At 63.2% G+C, this 15888-nt stretch carries 17 protein-coding genes; 5 read left to right on the top strand and 12 right to left on the bottom strand.

The window, feature by feature from the left end:
• Positions 1 to 15: 15 nt before the first annotated feature.
• The 4 genes from CXQ80_RS12815 to CXQ80_RS12800 all read left to right on the top strand — a co-directional run bounded on the left by CXQ80_RS12815 (position 16) and on the right by CXQ80_RS12800 (position 2865).
• Entirely contained in the window at positions 16 to 681 is a 666-nt protein-coding gene (locus CXQ80_RS12815; RefSeq protein WP_101320015.1) for an amino acid ABC transporter permease, read from the top strand.
• Entirely contained in the window at positions 678 to 1328 is a 651-nt protein-coding gene (locus CXQ80_RS12810) for an amino acid ABC transporter permease (protein WP_178080829.1), read from the top strand. The genes CXQ80_RS12815 and CXQ80_RS12810 overlap by 4 nt, the downstream gene beginning before the upstream one ends.
• Positions 1315 to 2052, top strand: a complete 738-nt coding sequence (locus tag CXQ80_RS12805; RefSeq protein ID WP_101320010.1) for an amino acid ABC transporter ATP-binding protein — start codon at positions 1315 to 1317, stop codon at positions 2050 to 2052. The genes CXQ80_RS12810 and CXQ80_RS12805 overlap by 14 nt, the downstream gene beginning before the upstream one ends.
• Positions 2053 to 2136: 84 nt before the next feature.
• Positions 2137 to 2865, top strand: coding sequence for a bifunctional 2-polyprenyl-6-hydroxyphenol methylase/3-demethylubiquinol 3-O-methyltransferase UbiG (locus CXQ80_RS12800; RefSeq protein WP_101320008.1), 729 nt, complete (start codon positions 2137 to 2139; stop codon positions 2863 to 2865).
• Positions 2866 to 2872: 7 nt separating this feature from the next.
• Here the strand turns inward: CXQ80_RS12800 and CXQ80_RS12795 are convergent, their stop codons facing one another.
• The 7 genes from CXQ80_RS12795 to CXQ80_RS12765 form a co-directional block, all read right to left on the bottom strand.
• Positions 2873 to 5023, bottom strand: a complete 2151-nt coding sequence (locus CXQ80_RS12795) for a TonB-dependent siderophore receptor (RefSeq protein ID WP_101320006.1) — start codon at positions 5021 to 5023, stop codon at positions 2873 to 2875.
• Between the two features lie 66 nt (positions 5024 to 5089).
• A complete protein-coding gene (locus tag CXQ80_RS12790; RefSeq protein WP_101320004.1) occupies positions 5090 to 5497 on the bottom strand; it encodes a DUF2946 family protein in 408 nt (135 codons plus the stop codon).
• A gap of 72 nt (positions 5498 to 5569) precedes the next feature.
• A complete protein-coding gene (locus tag CXQ80_RS12785) occupies positions 5570 to 6343 on the bottom strand; it encodes a ParA family protein (RefSeq protein WP_101323039.1) in 774 nt (257 codons plus the stop codon).
• Between the two features lie 196 nt (positions 6344 to 6539).
• Positions 6540 to 6911: a hypothetical protein gene (locus CXQ80_RS12780; protein WP_101320002.1), complete on the bottom strand. Its 372-nt coding sequence runs from the start codon at positions 6909 to 6911 to the stop codon at positions 6540 to 6542.
• An 85-nt stretch (positions 6912 to 6996) separates the two neighbouring features.
• A complete protein-coding gene (locus CXQ80_RS12775) occupies positions 6997 to 8028 on the bottom strand; it encodes a UV damage endonuclease UvsE (protein WP_101320000.1) in 1032 nt (343 codons plus the stop codon).
• Positions 8029 to 8088: 60 nt separating this feature from the next.
• Positions 8089 to 9684, bottom strand: a complete 1596-nt coding sequence (locus CXQ80_RS12770) for a sensor domain-containing diguanylate cyclase (RefSeq protein WP_101319998.1) — start codon at positions 9682 to 9684, stop codon at positions 8089 to 8091.
• Positions 9685 to 9761: 77 nt separating this feature from the next.
• Positions 9762 to 10229 carry a hypothetical protein gene (locus CXQ80_RS12765; protein WP_101323038.1) on the bottom strand — a complete coding sequence of 156 codons (468 nt, stop codon included), beginning with the start codon at positions 10227 to 10229 and terminating at the stop codon, positions 9762 to 9764.
• Between the two features lie 297 nt (positions 10230 to 10526).
• Between CXQ80_RS12765 and CXQ80_RS12760 the strand changes: the two genes are divergently transcribed.
• Entirely contained in the window at positions 10527 to 11024 is a 498-nt protein-coding gene (locus CXQ80_RS12760; RefSeq protein WP_101319996.1) for a GNAT family N-acetyltransferase, read from the top strand.
• Between the two features lie 139 nt (positions 11025 to 11163).
• Here CXQ80_RS12760 and CXQ80_RS12755 read toward each other — a convergent pair whose 3' ends face one another.
• The 5 genes from CXQ80_RS12755 to CXQ80_RS12735 are packed head-to-tail and all read right to left on the bottom strand — an operon-like array spanning position 11164 to position 15776.
• The gene (locus CXQ80_RS12755) at positions 11164 to 12510 is read right to left on the bottom strand and encodes an OprD family porin (RefSeq protein ID WP_256585563.1); all 1347 of its coding nucleotides are present in this window, start codon (positions 12508 to 12510) and stop codon (positions 11164 to 11166) included.
• Positions 12507 to 12947 carry a pseudoazurin gene (locus CXQ80_RS12750; RefSeq protein WP_101319994.1) on the bottom strand — a complete coding sequence of 147 codons (441 nt, stop codon included), beginning with the start codon at positions 12945 to 12947 and terminating at the stop codon, positions 12507 to 12509. Before CXQ80_RS12750 ends, CXQ80_RS12755 begins: the two co-directional genes overlap by 4 nt.
• Before the next feature lie 17 nt (positions 12948 to 12964).
• Positions 12965 to 13753 carry an ABC transporter ATP-binding protein gene (locus CXQ80_RS12745; RefSeq protein WP_101319992.1) on the bottom strand — a complete coding sequence of 263 codons (789 nt, stop codon included), beginning with the start codon at positions 13751 to 13753 and terminating at the stop codon, positions 12965 to 12967.
• On the bottom strand, positions 13750 to 14766 hold the full coding sequence (locus CXQ80_RS12740; RefSeq protein ID WP_101319989.1) for an iron ABC transporter permease: 1017 nt from the start codon (positions 14764 to 14766) through the stop codon (positions 13750 to 13752). The genes CXQ80_RS12745 and CXQ80_RS12740 overlap by 4 nt, the downstream gene beginning before the upstream one ends.
• Positions 14763 to 15776 carry an ABC transporter substrate-binding protein gene (locus CXQ80_RS12735; protein WP_101319986.1) on the bottom strand — a complete coding sequence of 338 codons (1014 nt, stop codon included), beginning with the start codon at positions 15774 to 15776 and terminating at the stop codon, positions 14763 to 14765. The genes CXQ80_RS12740 and CXQ80_RS12735 overlap by 4 nt, the downstream gene beginning before the upstream one ends.
• Positions 15777 to 15888 lie beyond the last annotated feature (112 nt).

The following is a 15888-nucleotide window of genomic DNA, read 5'->3' as shown; positions in this document are numbered from 1 at the left end:
TGGAGTTGCTGTTCGATGGCCTATCAATTTGATTTCGTCCCGGTGCTGGCCCAGGCTGACCTGCTCCTCAAGGGCGCGCTGTTCACCCTGCAACTGACGGTGGTCGGCACCGTGCTGGGGCTGGCCATCGGCGTGCTCGGCGCGGTGGTCCGGGCCTGGCGTCTGCAGCCGTTTTCCGCGGTGTTCGGGGTGTATGTGGAGCTGATCCGCAACACGCCGTTCCTGGTCCAGCTGTTTTTCATCTTCTTTGGCTTGCCGGCGCTTGGCGTGCGCCTGAGTGAATGGGAAGCGGCAGTGCTGGCGATGGTGATCAACCTCGGCGCGTACTCCACCGAGATCATCCGCGCCGGCATCATGGCCATCCCCAAGGGCCAGCTGGAAGCGGCTGCAGCGTTGGCCATGAGCCGCTTCGAGGCGTTTCGACATGTGATTCTGCAGCCGGCACTGGCCAAGGTCTGGCCGGCGCTGAGCAGCCAGATCGTGATCGTCATGCTCGGTTCGGCGGTGTGTTCGCAGATCGCCACCGAGGAGTTGTCGTTCGCGGCCAACTTCATTCAATCGCGTAATTTCCGCGCGTTCGAGACTTATCTGCTGACCACCGTGCTGTACCTGCTCATGGCCATCGGCGTGCGGCAGTTGCTGGCCTGGCTCGGCCAGCGCTGGCTGATGGGGAGACGCTGATGGACTTCACCTTGTGGGATATCGTCCGCAACCTGCTGACCGGCTTGCAATGGACCTTGTTGCTGTCGCTGGTGGCGTTTGTCTGCGGCGGCGTTGCCGGCTTGCTGTTGCTGCTCGCACGGATCTCGGAAAACCCTTATCTGCGCGGCCTGGCCCGGGGCTATATCGAGTTGTTCCAGGGCACGCCATTGCTGATGCAGCTGTTCATGGTGTTCTTCGGCATCGCGCTGTTCGGCATCGACGTTTCGGCGTGGATGGCAGCAGCAATTGCCCTGACGCTGTTTACCAGCGCGTTCCTTGCCGAGATCTGGCGCGGTTGTGTCGAGTCGATCGGCCGTGGCCAGTGGGAAGCGTCCGGCAGCCTGGCGCTGAGCCGGCTCGAACAACTGCGCTATGTGATCCTGCCGCAGGCCATGCGCATCGCCATCGCGCCGACGGTGGGCTTCTCGGTGCAGGTGGTCAAGGGCACCGCGGTCACGTCGATCATCGGCTTCACCGAACTGACCAAGACCGGCGGCATGCTCGCCAACGCCACCTTCGAGCCGTTCCTGACCTACGGCCTGGTCGCCGTGGGCTACTTCATCCTCTGCTATCCGCTCTCATTGAGCGCCCGTTATCTGGAAAGGAGGCTGCATGGCCCTGCTTAGAGTGTCTGCGCTGCACAAGTATTACGGCGACAACCACGTGCTCAAGGGCGTTGACCTGAGCATCGAAGAGGGCGAAGTGGTCGCGATCATCGGCCGCAGCGGGTCGGGCAAGAGCACCTTGTTGCGCACCCTCAACGGCCTGGAGTCGATCAGTGACGGCGTCATCGAAGTCGACGGCGAGTACCTCGACGCTGCCCGCGCCGACCTGCGCAGCCTGCGCCAGAAGGTGGGCATGGTGTTTCAGCAGTTCAACCTGTTCCCGCACCTGAGCGTCGGCGAGAACGTGATGCTGGCGCCGCAGGTGGTGAAGAAGACCAGCAAGGGCGAAGCGCGGCAACTGGCTGAGCAGATGCTGGCGCGGGTCGGCCTGGGCGAGAAATTCAATGCCTACCCGGATCAACTCTCTGGCGGCCAGCAACAGCGGGTGGCCATCGCCCGTGCGCTGGCGATGTCGCCGAAAGTGCTGCTGTGTGACGAGATCACTTCGGCATTGGACCCGGAACTGGTGACCGAGGTGCTGGGGGTGGTACGCCAGCTGGCCAAGGAGGGCATGACCCTGATCATGGTCACTCACGAGATGCGCTTTGCCCGGGAAGTGGGCGACAAACTGGTGTTCATGCACCAGGGCAAGGTGCATGAAGTGGGCAATCCGCAGGAGGTGTTCGCCGCGCCGCAAACCGCCGAGCTGGCCAACTTCATTGGTGCGGTGGCGCAAGCGTCCTGAGCTGCCCGACCAACTGAGCAGCTAGTGGCCGTGCTCTGCGATCTCAGGTTAGAGTTCGTGCTTGTGCCACTCACGGACCCTGTCATGGCCCAGAATATCTACGACACCCCTGCATTTTTCGCCGGTTACAGCCAGTTGCCACGTCAGACTCAGGGGCTCGCTGGCGCTCCCGAGTGGCCCAGCTTGCGCGCCATGTTGCCTGTACTCGCCGGCAAACGGGTGGTCGATCTGGGTTGCGGCTTTGGTTGGGCGTCGCGCTGGATGCGCGAGCAAGGCGCGGCCTCGGTGCTAGGGCTGGACCTGTCGCAGAACATGCTCGCGCGTGCCCGGCACGATACCCATGATCCGGCGATCGAGTACCGCATCGCTGATCTGGAAAGCCTCACGCTGCCAGCAGCAGCGTTCGATCTGGCCTACAGTGCGCTCACCTTCCACTACATCGAAGACTTGCCACGCCTGATCGCAACGCTGTACCAGGCACTGGTACCGGGCGGCCAGTTGGTGTTCAGTTGTGAACACCCGATCTACATGGCCGCTGCCGGCGCGCACTGGCAGCACGCCGAGAACGGCAGCCTGAGTTGGCCGGTGAGCCGCTACGCAGTTGAAGGCGAGCGGCGCAGTGACTGGTTTGCCAAAGATGTGTTGAAGTATCACCGCACCCTGGCCAGCACGCTCAACAGCTTGATCGAGGCGGGTTTCCAGGTTGCCCGGATTGAGGAGTTTGCACCGAGCCCAGAGCAGATCGAGGCCTGGCCGGCGCTGGCTGAAGAGCTTGAACGGCCAATGATGTTGCTGGTCTCGGCACGACGTTGAGGCACCATCAGAAACGCACGTCCATGGCCAACTCGAGCGTACGCGGCGCGCCCATGTAGTACTGCAGGCCGTATGCCTGCTTGGCGTAGACCTCGTCGGTCAGGTTGCGCACCCGTGCGGTCAGTGCGGTGTTGCGGTCGACCTGATAGCGCGCGAATGCACCGAACAGGGTATAGGCCGGCGCCTTCAACGTGTTGGCGTTGTCGGCGTAGACCGAGCCGACATAACGTCCGTCAACGCCCATCGACCAAACCGTATCGAAGCTGTAGGTCAGCCACAGGTTGCCGACATTGGCCGGCACGTTGACCGGCGCGTTGCCTTTACGCGATACCGAGACGCCATTGGCGGCCTCGTTGAACTCATCGTACTGCGCGTCAACATAGGCATAGTTGGCTTCGGCCAGCAGCGTTGGCGTGACTTGAAAACGCCCAGCCAGTTCGATCCCGCGTGAGGTCTGCTGACCGGCTTGCACCGTGAGGTTGGGGTTGCTCGAATCGCGCACGGCAAAGTCCTTGCGCACGATCTGATACAGCGCAACGGTTGCCGCGCCGCGACCTTCGAGAAAGTCGAACTTGCTGCCGGCTTCCCACTGCTCGCCCTTGGACAGATCGAACAGGCCGACGTTGGAATAGGTGGCGGCGGCCAACGACCCGGCCGGCAGGTCGGCAGCGGTGCTGTACTGCAGGTACACGTTGGCGCTAGGTGTCAGTTCATAGGTTAAGCCGACCCGCCCGCTGAGCGGTTCCCAACGGCGTTCAAAGTAGGCTGGGCTGGTGGGCGAAACCGTGCCGTAGTTGTCCACCTGCATTTCCAGGTAGTCGTAGCGCAGGCCTGTGAGCAAGGCCAGGCGATCGGTCAACTGCAGGCGGTTTTCAGCGAACACTGCGCGATTGTCGATCTGGTGATGGCGCTGGCGGGTCAGGCCGGTATTGACCCCCGGGATGTCACCGAAACTGCCAGGGTCGAAATGGTCTGGGTCGACCACGTCGCTCCAGCTGCCCGCAGTGGGGTAGAGGTCCTGGCGCATGCGCGAGTAATCCACGCCCATCGCCCACTGGCTCGACAGGCCAAGCAGGCTGTTGGCGTGGCGCAGTTCGATACGGTCGCCCAGTACCGTTTGCTCATGGCGCTGCAGGTATGGGCTGCCGCGCTGCACATTGCCCGCGGCGTTGTAGCTGTACCGCTCAAGGTTGCGGTAATCGCGTTGGGCGTCGTAGTGGTACAGGGTGTTGTGCACGCTGGTGGCGTCGCTGATCTGGTAGTCGAGCATCGACCGCAACCAGCGCACGCGCTGTTCATAGCGGCCGTCGGCGACGTTGTAGTTCTCGAAGCGGCGGCTGTTGTCGATCTTCATGGTGCTGCGCCCCGGCAGGATCGGCGCGCCCCAGTAGGGGCTGACTTCCTTGTCCTGCTGGTACTCGATGGCCAGCGTGTGGGTGAGGTCGGGGGTCAGCTCACTGAGCAAGGACAACGCCAGGCTGTCGGTATCGCGCTCATTGCGGTCGATGTATCCGTTACTGTGGCCGCGGCTGAAATCCAGGCGCACGAAGTGGTGGGCCTCGGCCGGGTTGCTGGCCAGCGCCTGATTGATACCGAAGGCGATTTCCGAATCGTCGAAGCTGCCATAACGCAGGCGGCCATCGATGGTCTGCTGATCACGGCTGGCCAGCTTGCTGATGTAGTTGATCGAGCCGCCGACTGCACCGGCACCATGCAGGAACGACGACGGCCCTCCGATCAGTTCGACGCGATCAATGACCCAGGCGTCCACCGGGCGAGTAGCGCTGCTATAGCCGAGGTTGATGCCGTTGAAGAGCTGGGTGACCTGGTTCTGGGTGAAGCCGCGGTAGCTGACAAAGCCGCCGTAGCCGGGGTTGGCCGAGGCATTTACGCCGGTCATGGCGTTGATCACGTCCTGGGTGTCCTTGGCCCCGCGTTGTTCGATCACGCTGCGGTCGGAAACACTGACCGAGGCGGGCGTTTGCCGCGCGGTCAGGCCGAGCTTGGAGCCGGTACGGATCGGCTCGTCCAGTTGCACGCCCGAGGGCGCTGCGCGGCTGGCGTCGATGCTGGTGGCGGTGAGTTCGATGGCCGAGTGGTCGGCCCAGGCGATACTGCAGGTGCTCGCCAGGAGCACCAGGGAAGTCTGACGGATCATGTTGTTGTGGTTTCCACGCAAAAGTCATGGCTGAGCACACACCTGCGGGCAAGTGGCCCGGGCGGCTCAGACGAAGGTTGCTGGCGCTGCGTGGATGGCAGGGGAGGCGCGTGGGTTGAGGGCAGGGCGCACATAGCGTGGCGGCGGTTGGGCCCAGCTGCGCTGGACCATCGGCGACGGCGCGCTGCCGCGTTGGCGCTCGAACCACCAGCCGGTGCTGCTCGGTGCCACCGCTTGAACAAACGATGAGCACACCGGGCAGTCCAGCTGCGCCATGTGCTGATCACCGCTGGAGTCGCCAAGGTCGACCGCCGGCCCGTGCTCGCTGGACAGCGAACAGAAGCCACCGTTGAGCCCGGACAGTTGCAGGCCGCTCATCTGGCCGTGGTGCAAACCGCAGATCAATAGGCTGAAGAGGACGCTGGCATACAGCGCCCAGGCAGTCAGCGCACGGCTCTGGCGGGGGATTTTCATGGCGGTGAATCTACCATCAGCTCAGCATCGCCTGAGTGCTGACTGGCTGTGGTGGATTGTCGCACCTGGGTGTCAGGCGGCGCGTTCCAATACATCGAGCAGGTCGACGAACTCGCGGGCCAATTTGTGCGTGGGTGCCAGATGGACCAGCGGCACGGCCGCCTGGTGCGACTCGCGCATCTTGATCGAGGCGCTCAGGTACACCGGCAGAATCGGCAGGCCTTCACCGCGCAGTTGCTCGACCAGGGTCTGGTGCAGTGCGGTACGCCCGGCGTACTGATTGACCACCACGCCCTCGACGGTAAGTTCGGCATTGTGGTCGTGGCGCAGCTCTGCAACTTCGGCCATGACGTTGAGCAGCGCCTGGCGCGAGAAGCTGTCGCAGTCGAACGGAATCAGCAGGCGCTCGGCGGCAAGCAGGGCGCTGAAGGTATAGAAGTTCAGCGCAGGCGGGGTGTCGATATAGATCCGCTCGTAATCTTCCGACAGCGCGACCAGCAGCTTGCGCAGCTTGTTGATCTTGAATTTGCTTTCCAGACGGGTCTGCAAATCGGCCAGCTCAGGGCTGGCAGTGACCAGATGCAGGTTGGCGTAGCGTGTCTCGCTGATGGCCACACGGTTCTTCTTGCCTTCAGGGCTGGTACTGAGGGTCTGCCTGAAGAAGTCGGCAATGCCGGGGGGGATCTGATCGTTGCTCAAACCGGTCAGGTAGTAGGTGGCATTGGCCTGGGGATCGAGATCGACCAGCAGCGTGCGGTAACCCTCTGCAGCACTGGCGGCGGCGAGATTGCAGGCAATGCTCGATTTGCCCACGCCACCTTTTTGATTGAATACGACTCGACGCATGCTGCGGTTCATCCCTGAAATAAGCCGTGGGGCCATAGATGGCAGTTCAGAGACAATCCTATGAAGTAAACATGACAGTATTAAGACAAGGGTTGTTACATTTTGCCCGGTGCTTGAAACCCGCATCCTGAGCGAAGCCGGCACGCACGAATCGCAATTCGAACATGCCGGCGTTTAACGTGCAACGGCCAGTGAATTAGCCGCCGCCACCGCCGCCTGCACCGCCTGCACCGCCGGAGCTGCCGCTACCGGAACTGCCCGAGCCAGTGCCGCTGCCTGAGCCGCCCATGCCACTGCCGCCGGTGCCGCCTTGGTTGTCATCGCTGTCAGTGGTGCTGCCGCCCATGCCACCGGTACCGCTGCCGTTCATGGTGCCACTGCCAGTGCCGTCACGCTGCATGGTGCCGGTGCCCGTGCCGTCGCTGTTCATGGTGCCCGGGCCAACGCCGGTAGCGCCGCCGGTCTGAGTGCTTGGCGCGTCGTTGCCATTCATGTTGGTCGCGGCCATGGCCAGTGGCGCGGTGGCGCCCAGGCAGACTGCGAGACAAAGTGCATGCATCCGCTTCATGGTGTATCTCCCGTTCATGTGAGTACATGCATTGGGCCTTGCCTCGTCGATGAGGGTGCCCCGGGACTGACGGACGGTGTTCCAATCAAATGCCGGCGGCAGCGCCATCAACGTAGCGCTGATAGAAGTCGAGGGTGGCGAGGTTCTTGTGCTTGGCCTCGAACATGATGTCGAAGTCGCCCATGAAGCCCAGCGCGTAACGGTTGGTCCAGTCGTTCCACATGCGCTCGCTGTGCTGGTACAGATCACGCTTGTTGACCTGCTCCAGCAAGGCTGGAATCTCCAGCTTCTGCTGCGCGGTAAAGCCCAGTTCCTGCAGGCGCTCGGGCGGCTGCGAGTAGTGCATCACCGGGCGCACGCCGCGCCAGCTGGCGATGATCGGCGCCAGCCGTGGGTCGTCATGGGCGATGTAGTCGTTCTCGTGAATCCAGCAGTGATGGATATCCAGCACCACCGGCGCAAGGTCGGCCAGGCCCAGGCAATCGTCGACGCCGTAGGTCTTTTCATCGTTCTCGAAGGTGATGACATTACGCGCTTCCTGCGACAGGCGCGGCCATACGGCACGCACGCCAGCGGCACCCAAACGCCCGGCGATGTGCACGTTGCACTTGAAGTCCTGAAAGCGCTGGCCGTAGCCCATCATGCGGATCATGTCGGCGTGGTACTCGAACTCGGCCAGGCTGTTTTCGACTACGTCGGGGCGGTCCGAGCCGAGTACGCAGTACTGGCCGGGATGAAACGACAGGCGAAGATCCGCGCTGCGGGCAAACGCGCCAATCGCGCCGAGGCGTGTCTGCAGGTCAGCCTGAACGTTCGGGTTACGGTAGAACTCCGCCACTTGCGGGTGGCTGTAGAGCGGCAGCAGGTCGCTGCTCAAACGCACCATGCGCAGGGTTGGCGGCAGCTCCGCCACGTACGCCAGCAGGCGCAACTGGGCATCGAGATTGTGCTCGACCAGCTCCAGCAGCTTTGCCGCAGCGGCTTCGACGCTGGCGCTGTTGAGCCAGCGCAAGGTCGTGGTGCGTGGATTGAAGGCCTTTTCGATGGCCTCCAGTTCCTTGATCGCCAGGCTGCGATGCGGGTGGCGGTACATACAGGCAAAGCCCAGACGGGGCATGGTCATCTCCGGGTCGATGGGGCTGCAGCTTGGACATCAGCGCCGCGGCAAACGCTCAGTTCAGCTGTGCGCCGCCTCGCCACTGTGCGCGACCTGGACCTGATTGCGCCCGTTCTGCTTGGCCACATACAACGCAGCGTCGGCCTCGCTGAGCACCTCGGCCGGCAGGCTGCCAGAGTTGGCCTGCCAATGGGCTACGCCCAGCGACACGGTGATCGCACCGACCGCAGCGAGCGGTGTGTCCTGCACGCAAATGCGCAACCGCTGGGCAACCACGATGGCGATCTCCAGGCTGGCGCCAGGCAGGATCATGATGAACTCCTCGCCACCGGTGCGGCAGAGCACGTCGACTTCACGGCAACAGCTGCGCATCAGCTCGGCCAACTGGCGCAGGGCCTGATCACCCACTGCATGGCCGTAAGTGTCGTTGATCCGTTTGAAGTGATCGATGTCGAGCACGACAGCGGCGAAGTTACGCTCCTCGGCCTTGAGCAGCGACAGGTTGTATTCGAGGCTGCGGCGGTTACCGAGCCCGGTCAAGGGGTCGGTTTGCGCGTCCCGGTTGAGCCGGCCGATGCGCTCCTGCAGCAGATTGAGGCCAAACAGCAAAGCGCGCTTCAACTCGGCCGCTTCGAAGTACCAAGCACGCACCTTGTGCAGATGTTCGGCCGTGCCAGGGCGGTCCAGCGCCAGCGCGCCCGCCGCCAGTTGCCACAGGGGCCGGGTGATGGCCAGGGCAAACCACCACAGGGCGAGAAAACCAAGCAATGCCAACGGCGCCGACAGTAGCACCACATTCAGAATCAGCTGACGCATTGGCGCTACTGTCTGGCTCAGCGGCTGCTGCGCGATAACGCCCCAGCCCGTGCTTGGCACTGTGGCAAAACCGGCGAGCATCTCCACGCCGGCACTGTTGTGGATCTGCCGAGTGCCCTCAGACAGGGCGGGGAGCTGATCGATCAGGGAATTACCCTCGACCACTGTCCCGACCCGCTCCGGGTCTGGGTGATAGAGCAGACGCCGGTTACGGTCGACCACGTACAGGTACGAGCCATCCTTGTAGTAGTGCTCGCCGAGCATGCTGTTGAGGAAGTTGCGTTCACGCAGGTACACGCTGCCGCCGACATAGCCCAGGTATTGGCCTTGCCCATCGAAGATCGGCTGTGACAGCACCACCACCAGATTATTGGCTGCCGACAGAAAAGGTGTTGATACCAGCGGGCGGCGTTCGCGCAGGGCCTCTTGCGAGCCTGGCGTCTGCACATGCGTGCCGATCAGGTGGCGCAGTGGCGCGGGCGACACGGCGCGCAGAAACCCCTGCGCATCGACCAGAAAGGTCGAGTTGAAGGCGATGCTCTGCTGCAGCACCCGCTCGGTCTCGGCCAGCAGCGAGGGCGCATCGTTCAGGTTGTGCGCCTGCACCCCGGCACTGAAGCCCAGTTGCTGCAGCGCGTTGCCCAGAAACGTATCGGTGATTGCTGCAAGTTTTGCCGCGTAGACCCGGTTGGCTTCCAGTGAATGGTCGATCAGCAGTTGGCGTTGTACCCGGTAACTGGCGAAATAGCTGGTCAGCAGCATGGTCACTGCAGTCAGCGCCGAGAGTACGAGGATGAGTGTGCGCAGATCCAGGCGCAGTCCTTTCTTGGCGTGTGGCAATCCTGACCTCACTGACGGGTTACTGCGAAATACCTTATGCGTTTCGCGTGATTACAGCTACAGCTAAACCGGGCTGTTCAAGGCAGTGCTTGCAGATCGTCCTCGACCTGCTGCATACGTTGCGCGGCGAGGGCCTGTACCGCTTTGTCCTGGGCGCTGGCGCGCATCAGACCGGTGAGCTTCTCGCTGAGGCGTTTGCCCTGCTCGGTATCGCCGAGTGCCTTGGCTTTCTCGGGATTTTGCGTTGCCTCAACGATGGTCTCGAATTCGGCATCGCTGAAGTTGGCTGTGCTGTACAGCTTGAACAGGTCGTTGCGCTGGTCCTCGACGGTGAGGTGTTTGCGCAGTACCTGCTTGATCTGCTCTTCGGGGACCTGCGGGTGGGTCATGGCCAGCAGTGAGGCCATCCTGCCGATGTTGTGCTCGTAGGCGGCTTGCAAGGGCAGCTTGGCGAGGATCTGTTGTTCGCGGCTGGGCTGCTGGTCGCAGGCAGCGAGGGCACCGAGCAAGAGCACGGGCAGCAGCAGGTTGAGCAAGCGATTCATCGAGCAGCCCTTGGGCACAGTGGGGTGGCAAGTTTACCGTTTTTCCAGGGCCTGCGTGGCAGTTGCGCTGCGTGGGAAACGGCCTGCACAGATGTCCGGAAGGTAAACACATCGTTTTTGACAGCGGCTGCCCAGCTGCAGCTGAATACCCCCTCAAGAACAGTTTTGCCGCGACGTTGCGGACTGATCCGCAGCGCCTGCCGTTTCGCCAGTCAGCTTGAGCACTCCCGTGCAATTGCGCACGGGCTGGCGATCGGGTAGAAGTTGGCTTTCACCTCGCTTCAAGGCCTGAGCGCAATGACAGACTGGATCATCACTTCGGTAGCCGCCGATGCCATCGACGAGGTGGTCGCGTTCGTCAACGACTCGCGGCGGGAGCTGTTTCCGCTGCTGGCTGACGCACCGCTGCCTGCTGACCTTGCCCGGTTCAGCGATACCTACCTGCAAGGTGGCGGCTGTTTCCTGACCGCGCGCGACAACGGCCGGCTGGTCGCAGCCATCGGCTTCCTGCCTTACGACCACCGCTTTAGCCAGCTGAATTATCACGACTTCACTGTGGTGGAAGTGGTGCGGCTGTTCGTTTTGCCCGAGTACCGCCGCTGTGGCCTGGCCGCAGCGCTGTTTGCAGAGCTGCGGTTGCGGGCCAAGGCTGCTGGAATCGAATGTTTGTATCTGCATACGCATCCGTTTCTGCCAGGAGCGATTCGCTTCTGGGAGCGGCAAGGGTTTGTCGTCACCGATATTGAACAGGACCCTGTATGGCAAACGACGCATATGCAGTTGCTGCTGGTGTAGTGGGTGAGAAGGCACTGTGGGGGTTGAGCTAAGGCGTCGCCGTCGGCAGGTTGCCGGGACCGTTTGGCGAACCGACTGAGGTAGATAAGCGCAGACGCAGTCAGAGTTTCTCGTTCTGATCAGCTTCGCTCTGCCTGCCTCAAAACCCACCCGTAAGCGGATACTCCACCGCTACCCGAATCTGATCCGCATCCAGCTCAGCTTGCGCCGTGTTCCCACGATGCAGGTCATGCCGCAGAGAGAACACCGTGCCTTTGGCCTTGCCGCTCTGTACTACATAGCGCGCTTCCAGGTCGCGTTCCCAATGTTTGCCGCCGCGGCCATAACCGAGATAGGCATAACCGCCGCGTGGATCGACACGACTGCCGTCGATATCGAAACCGCGCACATACAGCGCCGTCAGGTTCAACCCAGGCACGCCGTAGGCGCCCATGTCCAGGTCGTAGCGCGCCTGCCAGGACTTCTCATTGGGGGCGTTGAAGTCGGACAGCTGCACCGCGTTGCTGATGAAAATGGCGCCGCGGCTGACGTAGTCGAACGGGGTGTCGCCGTGCACTTGCTGCCAGCCGAGACTGAAACCGTGTGGCCCGTGGTTGTAGCGCGAGACCAGGCTCCAGGTGGTGTTGTCGATCTGCCCGGACAAGGCCTTGCCGGTGTCGCGGGTGCGGTACAGGTTGAGGTCGAGGCTGACGCTGCGTTGGTCGCTCAACGCGTGGCTGAGGGTGCTGCCCAGGTAGTGCTGGTTCCAGGTGTCTTCATAGCGCGAGGTGTACAGGCTGGCGCTGACGGAGTCGCTCGGGTTCCAGACCATGCCGGCGAGGTCGAAACTGTCGCCCTTGAGGGCATTCGAGTAGTTCACCACCAGGCCTTGGTTGTGGCTGCTGGCGTTACGGTCGGCGCTCTCGGTGAAGTGCCCGGCAACCAGTTTCAAGATGTCAACTTCGTTGCTGGTCAACAACCACCCGGTTGCAGTCTCTGGCAGCAGGCGGCTGTCGGAGGCGTTGAATACCGGCGTTTTTACCCGTTGTTCACCGTAGCTCAGCACCGTATCGGCCATCCGCAGTTTAAGTGCGGCGCCAGCGCGGCTGTACTCGGTTTTCGGGTGGCCTTGATTGTCCACGCTGAGCAAGCGCGCCTTGCCTGCGCGGCCGCCGCCGCTGTCGAGTTGCACGCCGAGGTAAGCGTGGGCATCGACGCCAACCCCGATCAGGCCCTGGGTGAAACCTGACTGCAAGGTGCCCATCAGGCCATAGCCCCACTCTTCGGCTTTGCCGCTGCGCTCGCTACGCGGTTTGGAGGCGTTGCGTGCGCCGCTGTTGCTGGCGCCGTGACGATAATCGCGCTGGTCGAATACGCTGCGGTTGAGCAGGCTCCAGCTGCTGTCTTCAATCAGCCCGTTGGCCTTCGCCTGGGCAGACTCGGCGACTGCCAGAGGGGAGACAGTGATCAGCGGGAGCAGAGCAACAGCGCGCTTGAAATGGCTCACTGACCTGCTCCCAGTTTCTCCAACTGTGCCTGCAGACGGGCCTTGGCCCGGGCTGGCAAGGTCGCCGGCAGGGCCGGCATATCGACCGCCGGTTCGCCAACCTGGATCAACATGACCATGCCCATCGCCAGGTGCGGTATGCACTGAATGGCGTACAACCCCGGCACGCTGAACTGCTGCTCGTGGGGCTGATTGAGCTTGCTCTTGAAGGCTTCGGCGCCGGCTGGCAGCAGCTCGGCCAGGGTCGCGGCATTGTGCCCGCTCATGCTCGGCACAAAGCGCACGCTGTCGCCGGGAGCGATGTGCAGGTGGTCCGGTTCATAGACCATGGCGCCGTCGCTGCCGCGGTTGAGCATCTTTACTTCGTGGACTTCGGCGTGAGCCAGCGGGGCGAGCAGGGCGCTGCACAGCAGCAAGGCGAGAGGGCGCGAAAACATAGTGGGAACATCCGTGTTCAAGGGGCGCGAAAACGCAGTATGCGGGCGCCGTCATAAGGATCGGTCAGGTAGTGAGCGTACACGCCGAAGGTCAGCAGCAGGCGCTCTGGGGTCAGCACGTCATGCGGCTTGCCGAGGGCTACCAAGCGGCCTTGATCGAGCACCGCGAGGCGGTCGCAGGTCAGCGCCTGGTTCAAATCATGTAAAGCCACCAAGGTCGTCACCGGCAGTGCCTGGACCTGTTGCAGCAGGCTCAGTTGGTGCTGGATATCGAGGTGGTTGGTTGGCTCATCGAGCAGCAATACGCCCGGCCGCTGGGCCAGGGCGCGGGCGATGTGCACGCGCTGCCGCTCGCCGCCGGACAGGCTGTGCCAGAGGCGCTGGCGCAAGTGCAGGGCGTCAAGATCGGTAAGGGCCTGCTCGACGATGCGCCGATCCTCGGGGGAGTACGGCGCCAGCGCCGACAGCCATGGTGTGCGGCCCAGGGCCACGGCGTCATACACACTGATGGCATCGCTGGTGTCGGCTTGCTGCTCGACCAGAGCCAAGGCCTGGGCGATCTGCCGCCGGGGCATGCGCGCCAGTGGCTGGCCGAGCAGTTGCACTTCACCACTGCTCGGTTTGAGCAGGCCGGCAAGCAGTTTGAGCAGGGTCGATTTGCCGGAGCCATTTGGGCCAACCACGCCGAGGGTTTCCCCGGCGATCACCTCAAGCTCGACCGCTTCGAGCACATCGTTGCCACCCAGACGCAGACCAAGGCCTCGGCAACTGAGCGGCGCGAGACTCACGCTGTTGAGGTTGCTCATGCGCGCCCCCGGCGGCTTACCAGAATCAAGGCGAACAGCGGCGCGCCAATCAGCGCAGTGACCACGCCGACCGGAATCACCTGCCCAGGAATCAAGGTCCGCGAGAGGATATCGGCGCTGATCAGGAACAGCGCACCTCCCAGGGCACTGGCCGGCAGCAGGCGGCTGTGACCGGTGCCGAGCAGCAGGCGCAGTGCGTGCGGAATGACCAGGCCGACAAAACCGATGGCGCCGACAATCGATACCATCACTGCCGTAACCAGCGCCGCGCAGCTGATCAGCAGCAGTTGGCTGCGGCGCACCGGAATACCCAGCGAGGCCGCCGAGTCGGCGCCGAAGGTAAAGGCGTCGAGGGTGCGCCGATGCCACAGGCATACCGCCAAACCCAACAGCGCCACCGGCACCGCCAGCCACACCGACGGCCAACGCACGCCGCTGAGGTTACCCAGCAGCCAGAACAGAATGCCGCGCGCCTGTTCGGCAGTCGCCGACTTTGTGATCAAGAATGCCGTAAGCGCGCTGAACAACTGCGAGCCAGCGATCCCGGCCAGAATCACCTGGGCATTGCCGCCGCCAGCACTGCTGGCCCGCGACAGCAACAGGACCAGGCCGAACGCTGCCAGTGCACCAATGAACGCGCCGCCCGACATCGACAGCGCAGCGCCACCAAGCCCGAGCAGGGCTACCGCGACCGCACCCGTCGAAGCACCCGCCGACAACCCAAGCAGATACGGCTCGGCCAGCGGATTGCGCAGCAGCGCCTGCAGGATCACCCCGCAGGTCGCCAGCCCCGCGCCGCATGCGGCAGCCACCAGGGTACGGGTCAGGCGATAGTTCCAGATGATGCCCGCGTCGATCGGGTCGACTGGGTAACCGGCGTCCCACAGGTGGTTGGCCAGGACCTGCACGACCACGCTGGGCGCCACTGGCGTTTCACCAATGGCGATACCGGCAAGCATCGCCCCCAGCAAGGCGAGCAGGGCAGCGGCGCAGTAGGGCAGCAGACGCATCATGGTTGCTCGGCTTTCCCCGAAACAAACGCGTTGGACAGCGTTTCCAGGCCACGGAACAGGCGAATACCGGCCTGCATCGCGTCGGCATCGAGGACGATGATGCGGCCCTCGCGAACGGCGTCCATGTGTTTGGTGACGGGGTCGCTACGGAGGAATTCGAGCTTCTTCTGGTAGTCATCGGCAGGGAAGCGGCGGCGGTCCATGCGGGCGATGATCAGCCAGGTCGGGTTGGCCTTGGCCAGGGTTTCCCAGCCAACCGTTGGCCACTCTTCGCTGGACTCGACCACGTTGCGCACCCCCAGGGTCTGCAGCATGAAGTCGGCCACGCCCTGGCGGCCGGCGACATAGGGGTCGATGTCGAGGTCGGCACTGGAGAACCAGAACAGGGCGGAGGTCTGCGACAGGTCGTGGCCGGCCAGTTGTTTGCGGGCAGTGTCCAGGCTCTGCTTGAGCTCATTGTTGAGCGCTTCGCCACGCGCCTGCACGTCGAAGATCGCGGCCAGTTGGCTGACGCTTTTGTAGATGCTGGCGATCTGGAACGGTTGCAGCCGGGTGCCGTCGGCACCGACCAGGTTGTCCTTGCCTTCGCAATCGGACGGCAGCACATAGGTCGGCACGTTCAGCTCGTTGAACTGCTCACGGGTGCCGACCACACCCTGTGCGCCGATCATCCATTCGAACTGCGCAGCTACGAGTTGCGGGCGCTTGCCGACCACTGCTTCAAAGCTTGGGTCGTTGTCAGCGAGGCGCTCGACCTGGTCGTTCTGCGCCTTGAACTCGGGCAGCACGTTGTTGAACCACAGCGAGGTGCCCACCAGCTTGTCGCCCAGGCCCAGTGCATAGAGCATTTCGGTACCGGCCTGGCCGATGGTCACTGCGCGCTGCGGCGCCTGGGCAAAGGTCTGCACCGCGCCGCAGTTGTCGATGGTCAGCGGATAGTGGGTGGCGGCGGCCTGGGCCAGGCCAGACAGGCTCAGGCCTGCCAGCAGGGTCACGAAACGGGGCAGCATGGGTGGGCGATCTCCTATCGAACAATGCGGGGAATGAACCCACGGACAGGCATCGCCTTGCCCATTGCGCACGGCAATAGGCAGCACCCTGGGAAGGGTGGAGATGGCCAGC

The sequence above is a fragment of the Pseudomonas sp. 02C 26 genome, from assembly GCF_002843585.1.
Classification (GTDB): domain Bacteria; phylum Pseudomonadota; class Gammaproteobacteria; order Pseudomonadales; family Pseudomonadaceae; genus Aquipseudomonas; species Aquipseudomonas shirazensis.
Note: the sequence above shows the minus strand (reverse complement) of the source record. Positions and strands in the feature narration are given on the sequence as shown.

Coding starts and splice junctions, on each gene's coding strand:
- CXQ80_RS12745 (WP_101319992.1), bottom strand. CDS start 13,753: ATGAGCAACCTCAACAGCGTGAGTCTCGCGCCGCTCAGTTGCCGAGGC.
- CXQ80_RS12815 (WP_101320015.1), top strand. CDS start 16: ATGGCCTATCAATTTGATTTCGTCCCGGTGCTGGCCCAGGCTGACCTG.
- CXQ80_RS12785 (WP_101323039.1), bottom strand. CDS start 6,343: ATGCGTCGAGTCGTATTCAATCAAAAAGGTGGCGTGGGCAAATCGAGC.
- CXQ80_RS12740 (WP_101319989.1), bottom strand. CDS start 14,766: ATGATGCGTCTGCTGCCCTACTGCGCCGCTGCCCTGCTCGCCTTGCTG.
- CXQ80_RS12775 (WP_101320000.1), bottom strand. CDS start 8,028: ATGCCCCGTCTGGGCTTTGCCTGTATGTACCGCCACCCGCATCGCAGC.
- CXQ80_RS12780 (WP_101320002.1), bottom strand. CDS start 6,911: ATGAAGCGGATGCATGCACTTTGTCTCGCAGTCTGCCTGGGCGCCACC.
- CXQ80_RS12805 (WP_101320010.1), top strand. CDS start 1,315: ATGGCCCTGCTTAGAGTGTCTGCGCTGCACAAGTATTACGGCGACAAC.
- CXQ80_RS12760 (WP_101319996.1), top strand. CDS start 10,527: ATGACAGACTGGATCATCACTTCGGTAGCCGCCGATGCCATCGACGAG.
- CXQ80_RS12795 (WP_101320006.1), bottom strand. CDS start 5,023: ATGATCCGTCAGACTTCCCTGGTGCTCCTGGCGAGCACCTGCAGTATC.
- CXQ80_RS12735 (WP_101319986.1), bottom strand. CDS start 15,776: ATGCTGCCCCGTTTCGTGACCCTGCTGGCAGGCCTGAGCCTGTCTGGC.
- CXQ80_RS12765 (WP_101323038.1), bottom strand. CDS start 10,229: ATGAATCGCTTGCTCAACCTGCTGCTGCCCGTGCTCTTGCTCGGTGCC.
- CXQ80_RS12790 (WP_101320004.1), bottom strand. CDS start 5,497: ATGAAAATCCCCCGCCAGAGCCGTGCGCTGACTGCCTGGGCGCTGTAT.
- CXQ80_RS12750 (WP_101319994.1), bottom strand. CDS start 12,947: ATGTTTTCGCGCCCTCTCGCCTTGCTGCTGTGCAGCGCCCTGCTCGCC.
- CXQ80_RS12800 (WP_101320008.1), top strand. CDS start 2,137: ATGGCCCAGAATATCTACGACACCCCTGCATTTTTCGCCGGTTACAGC.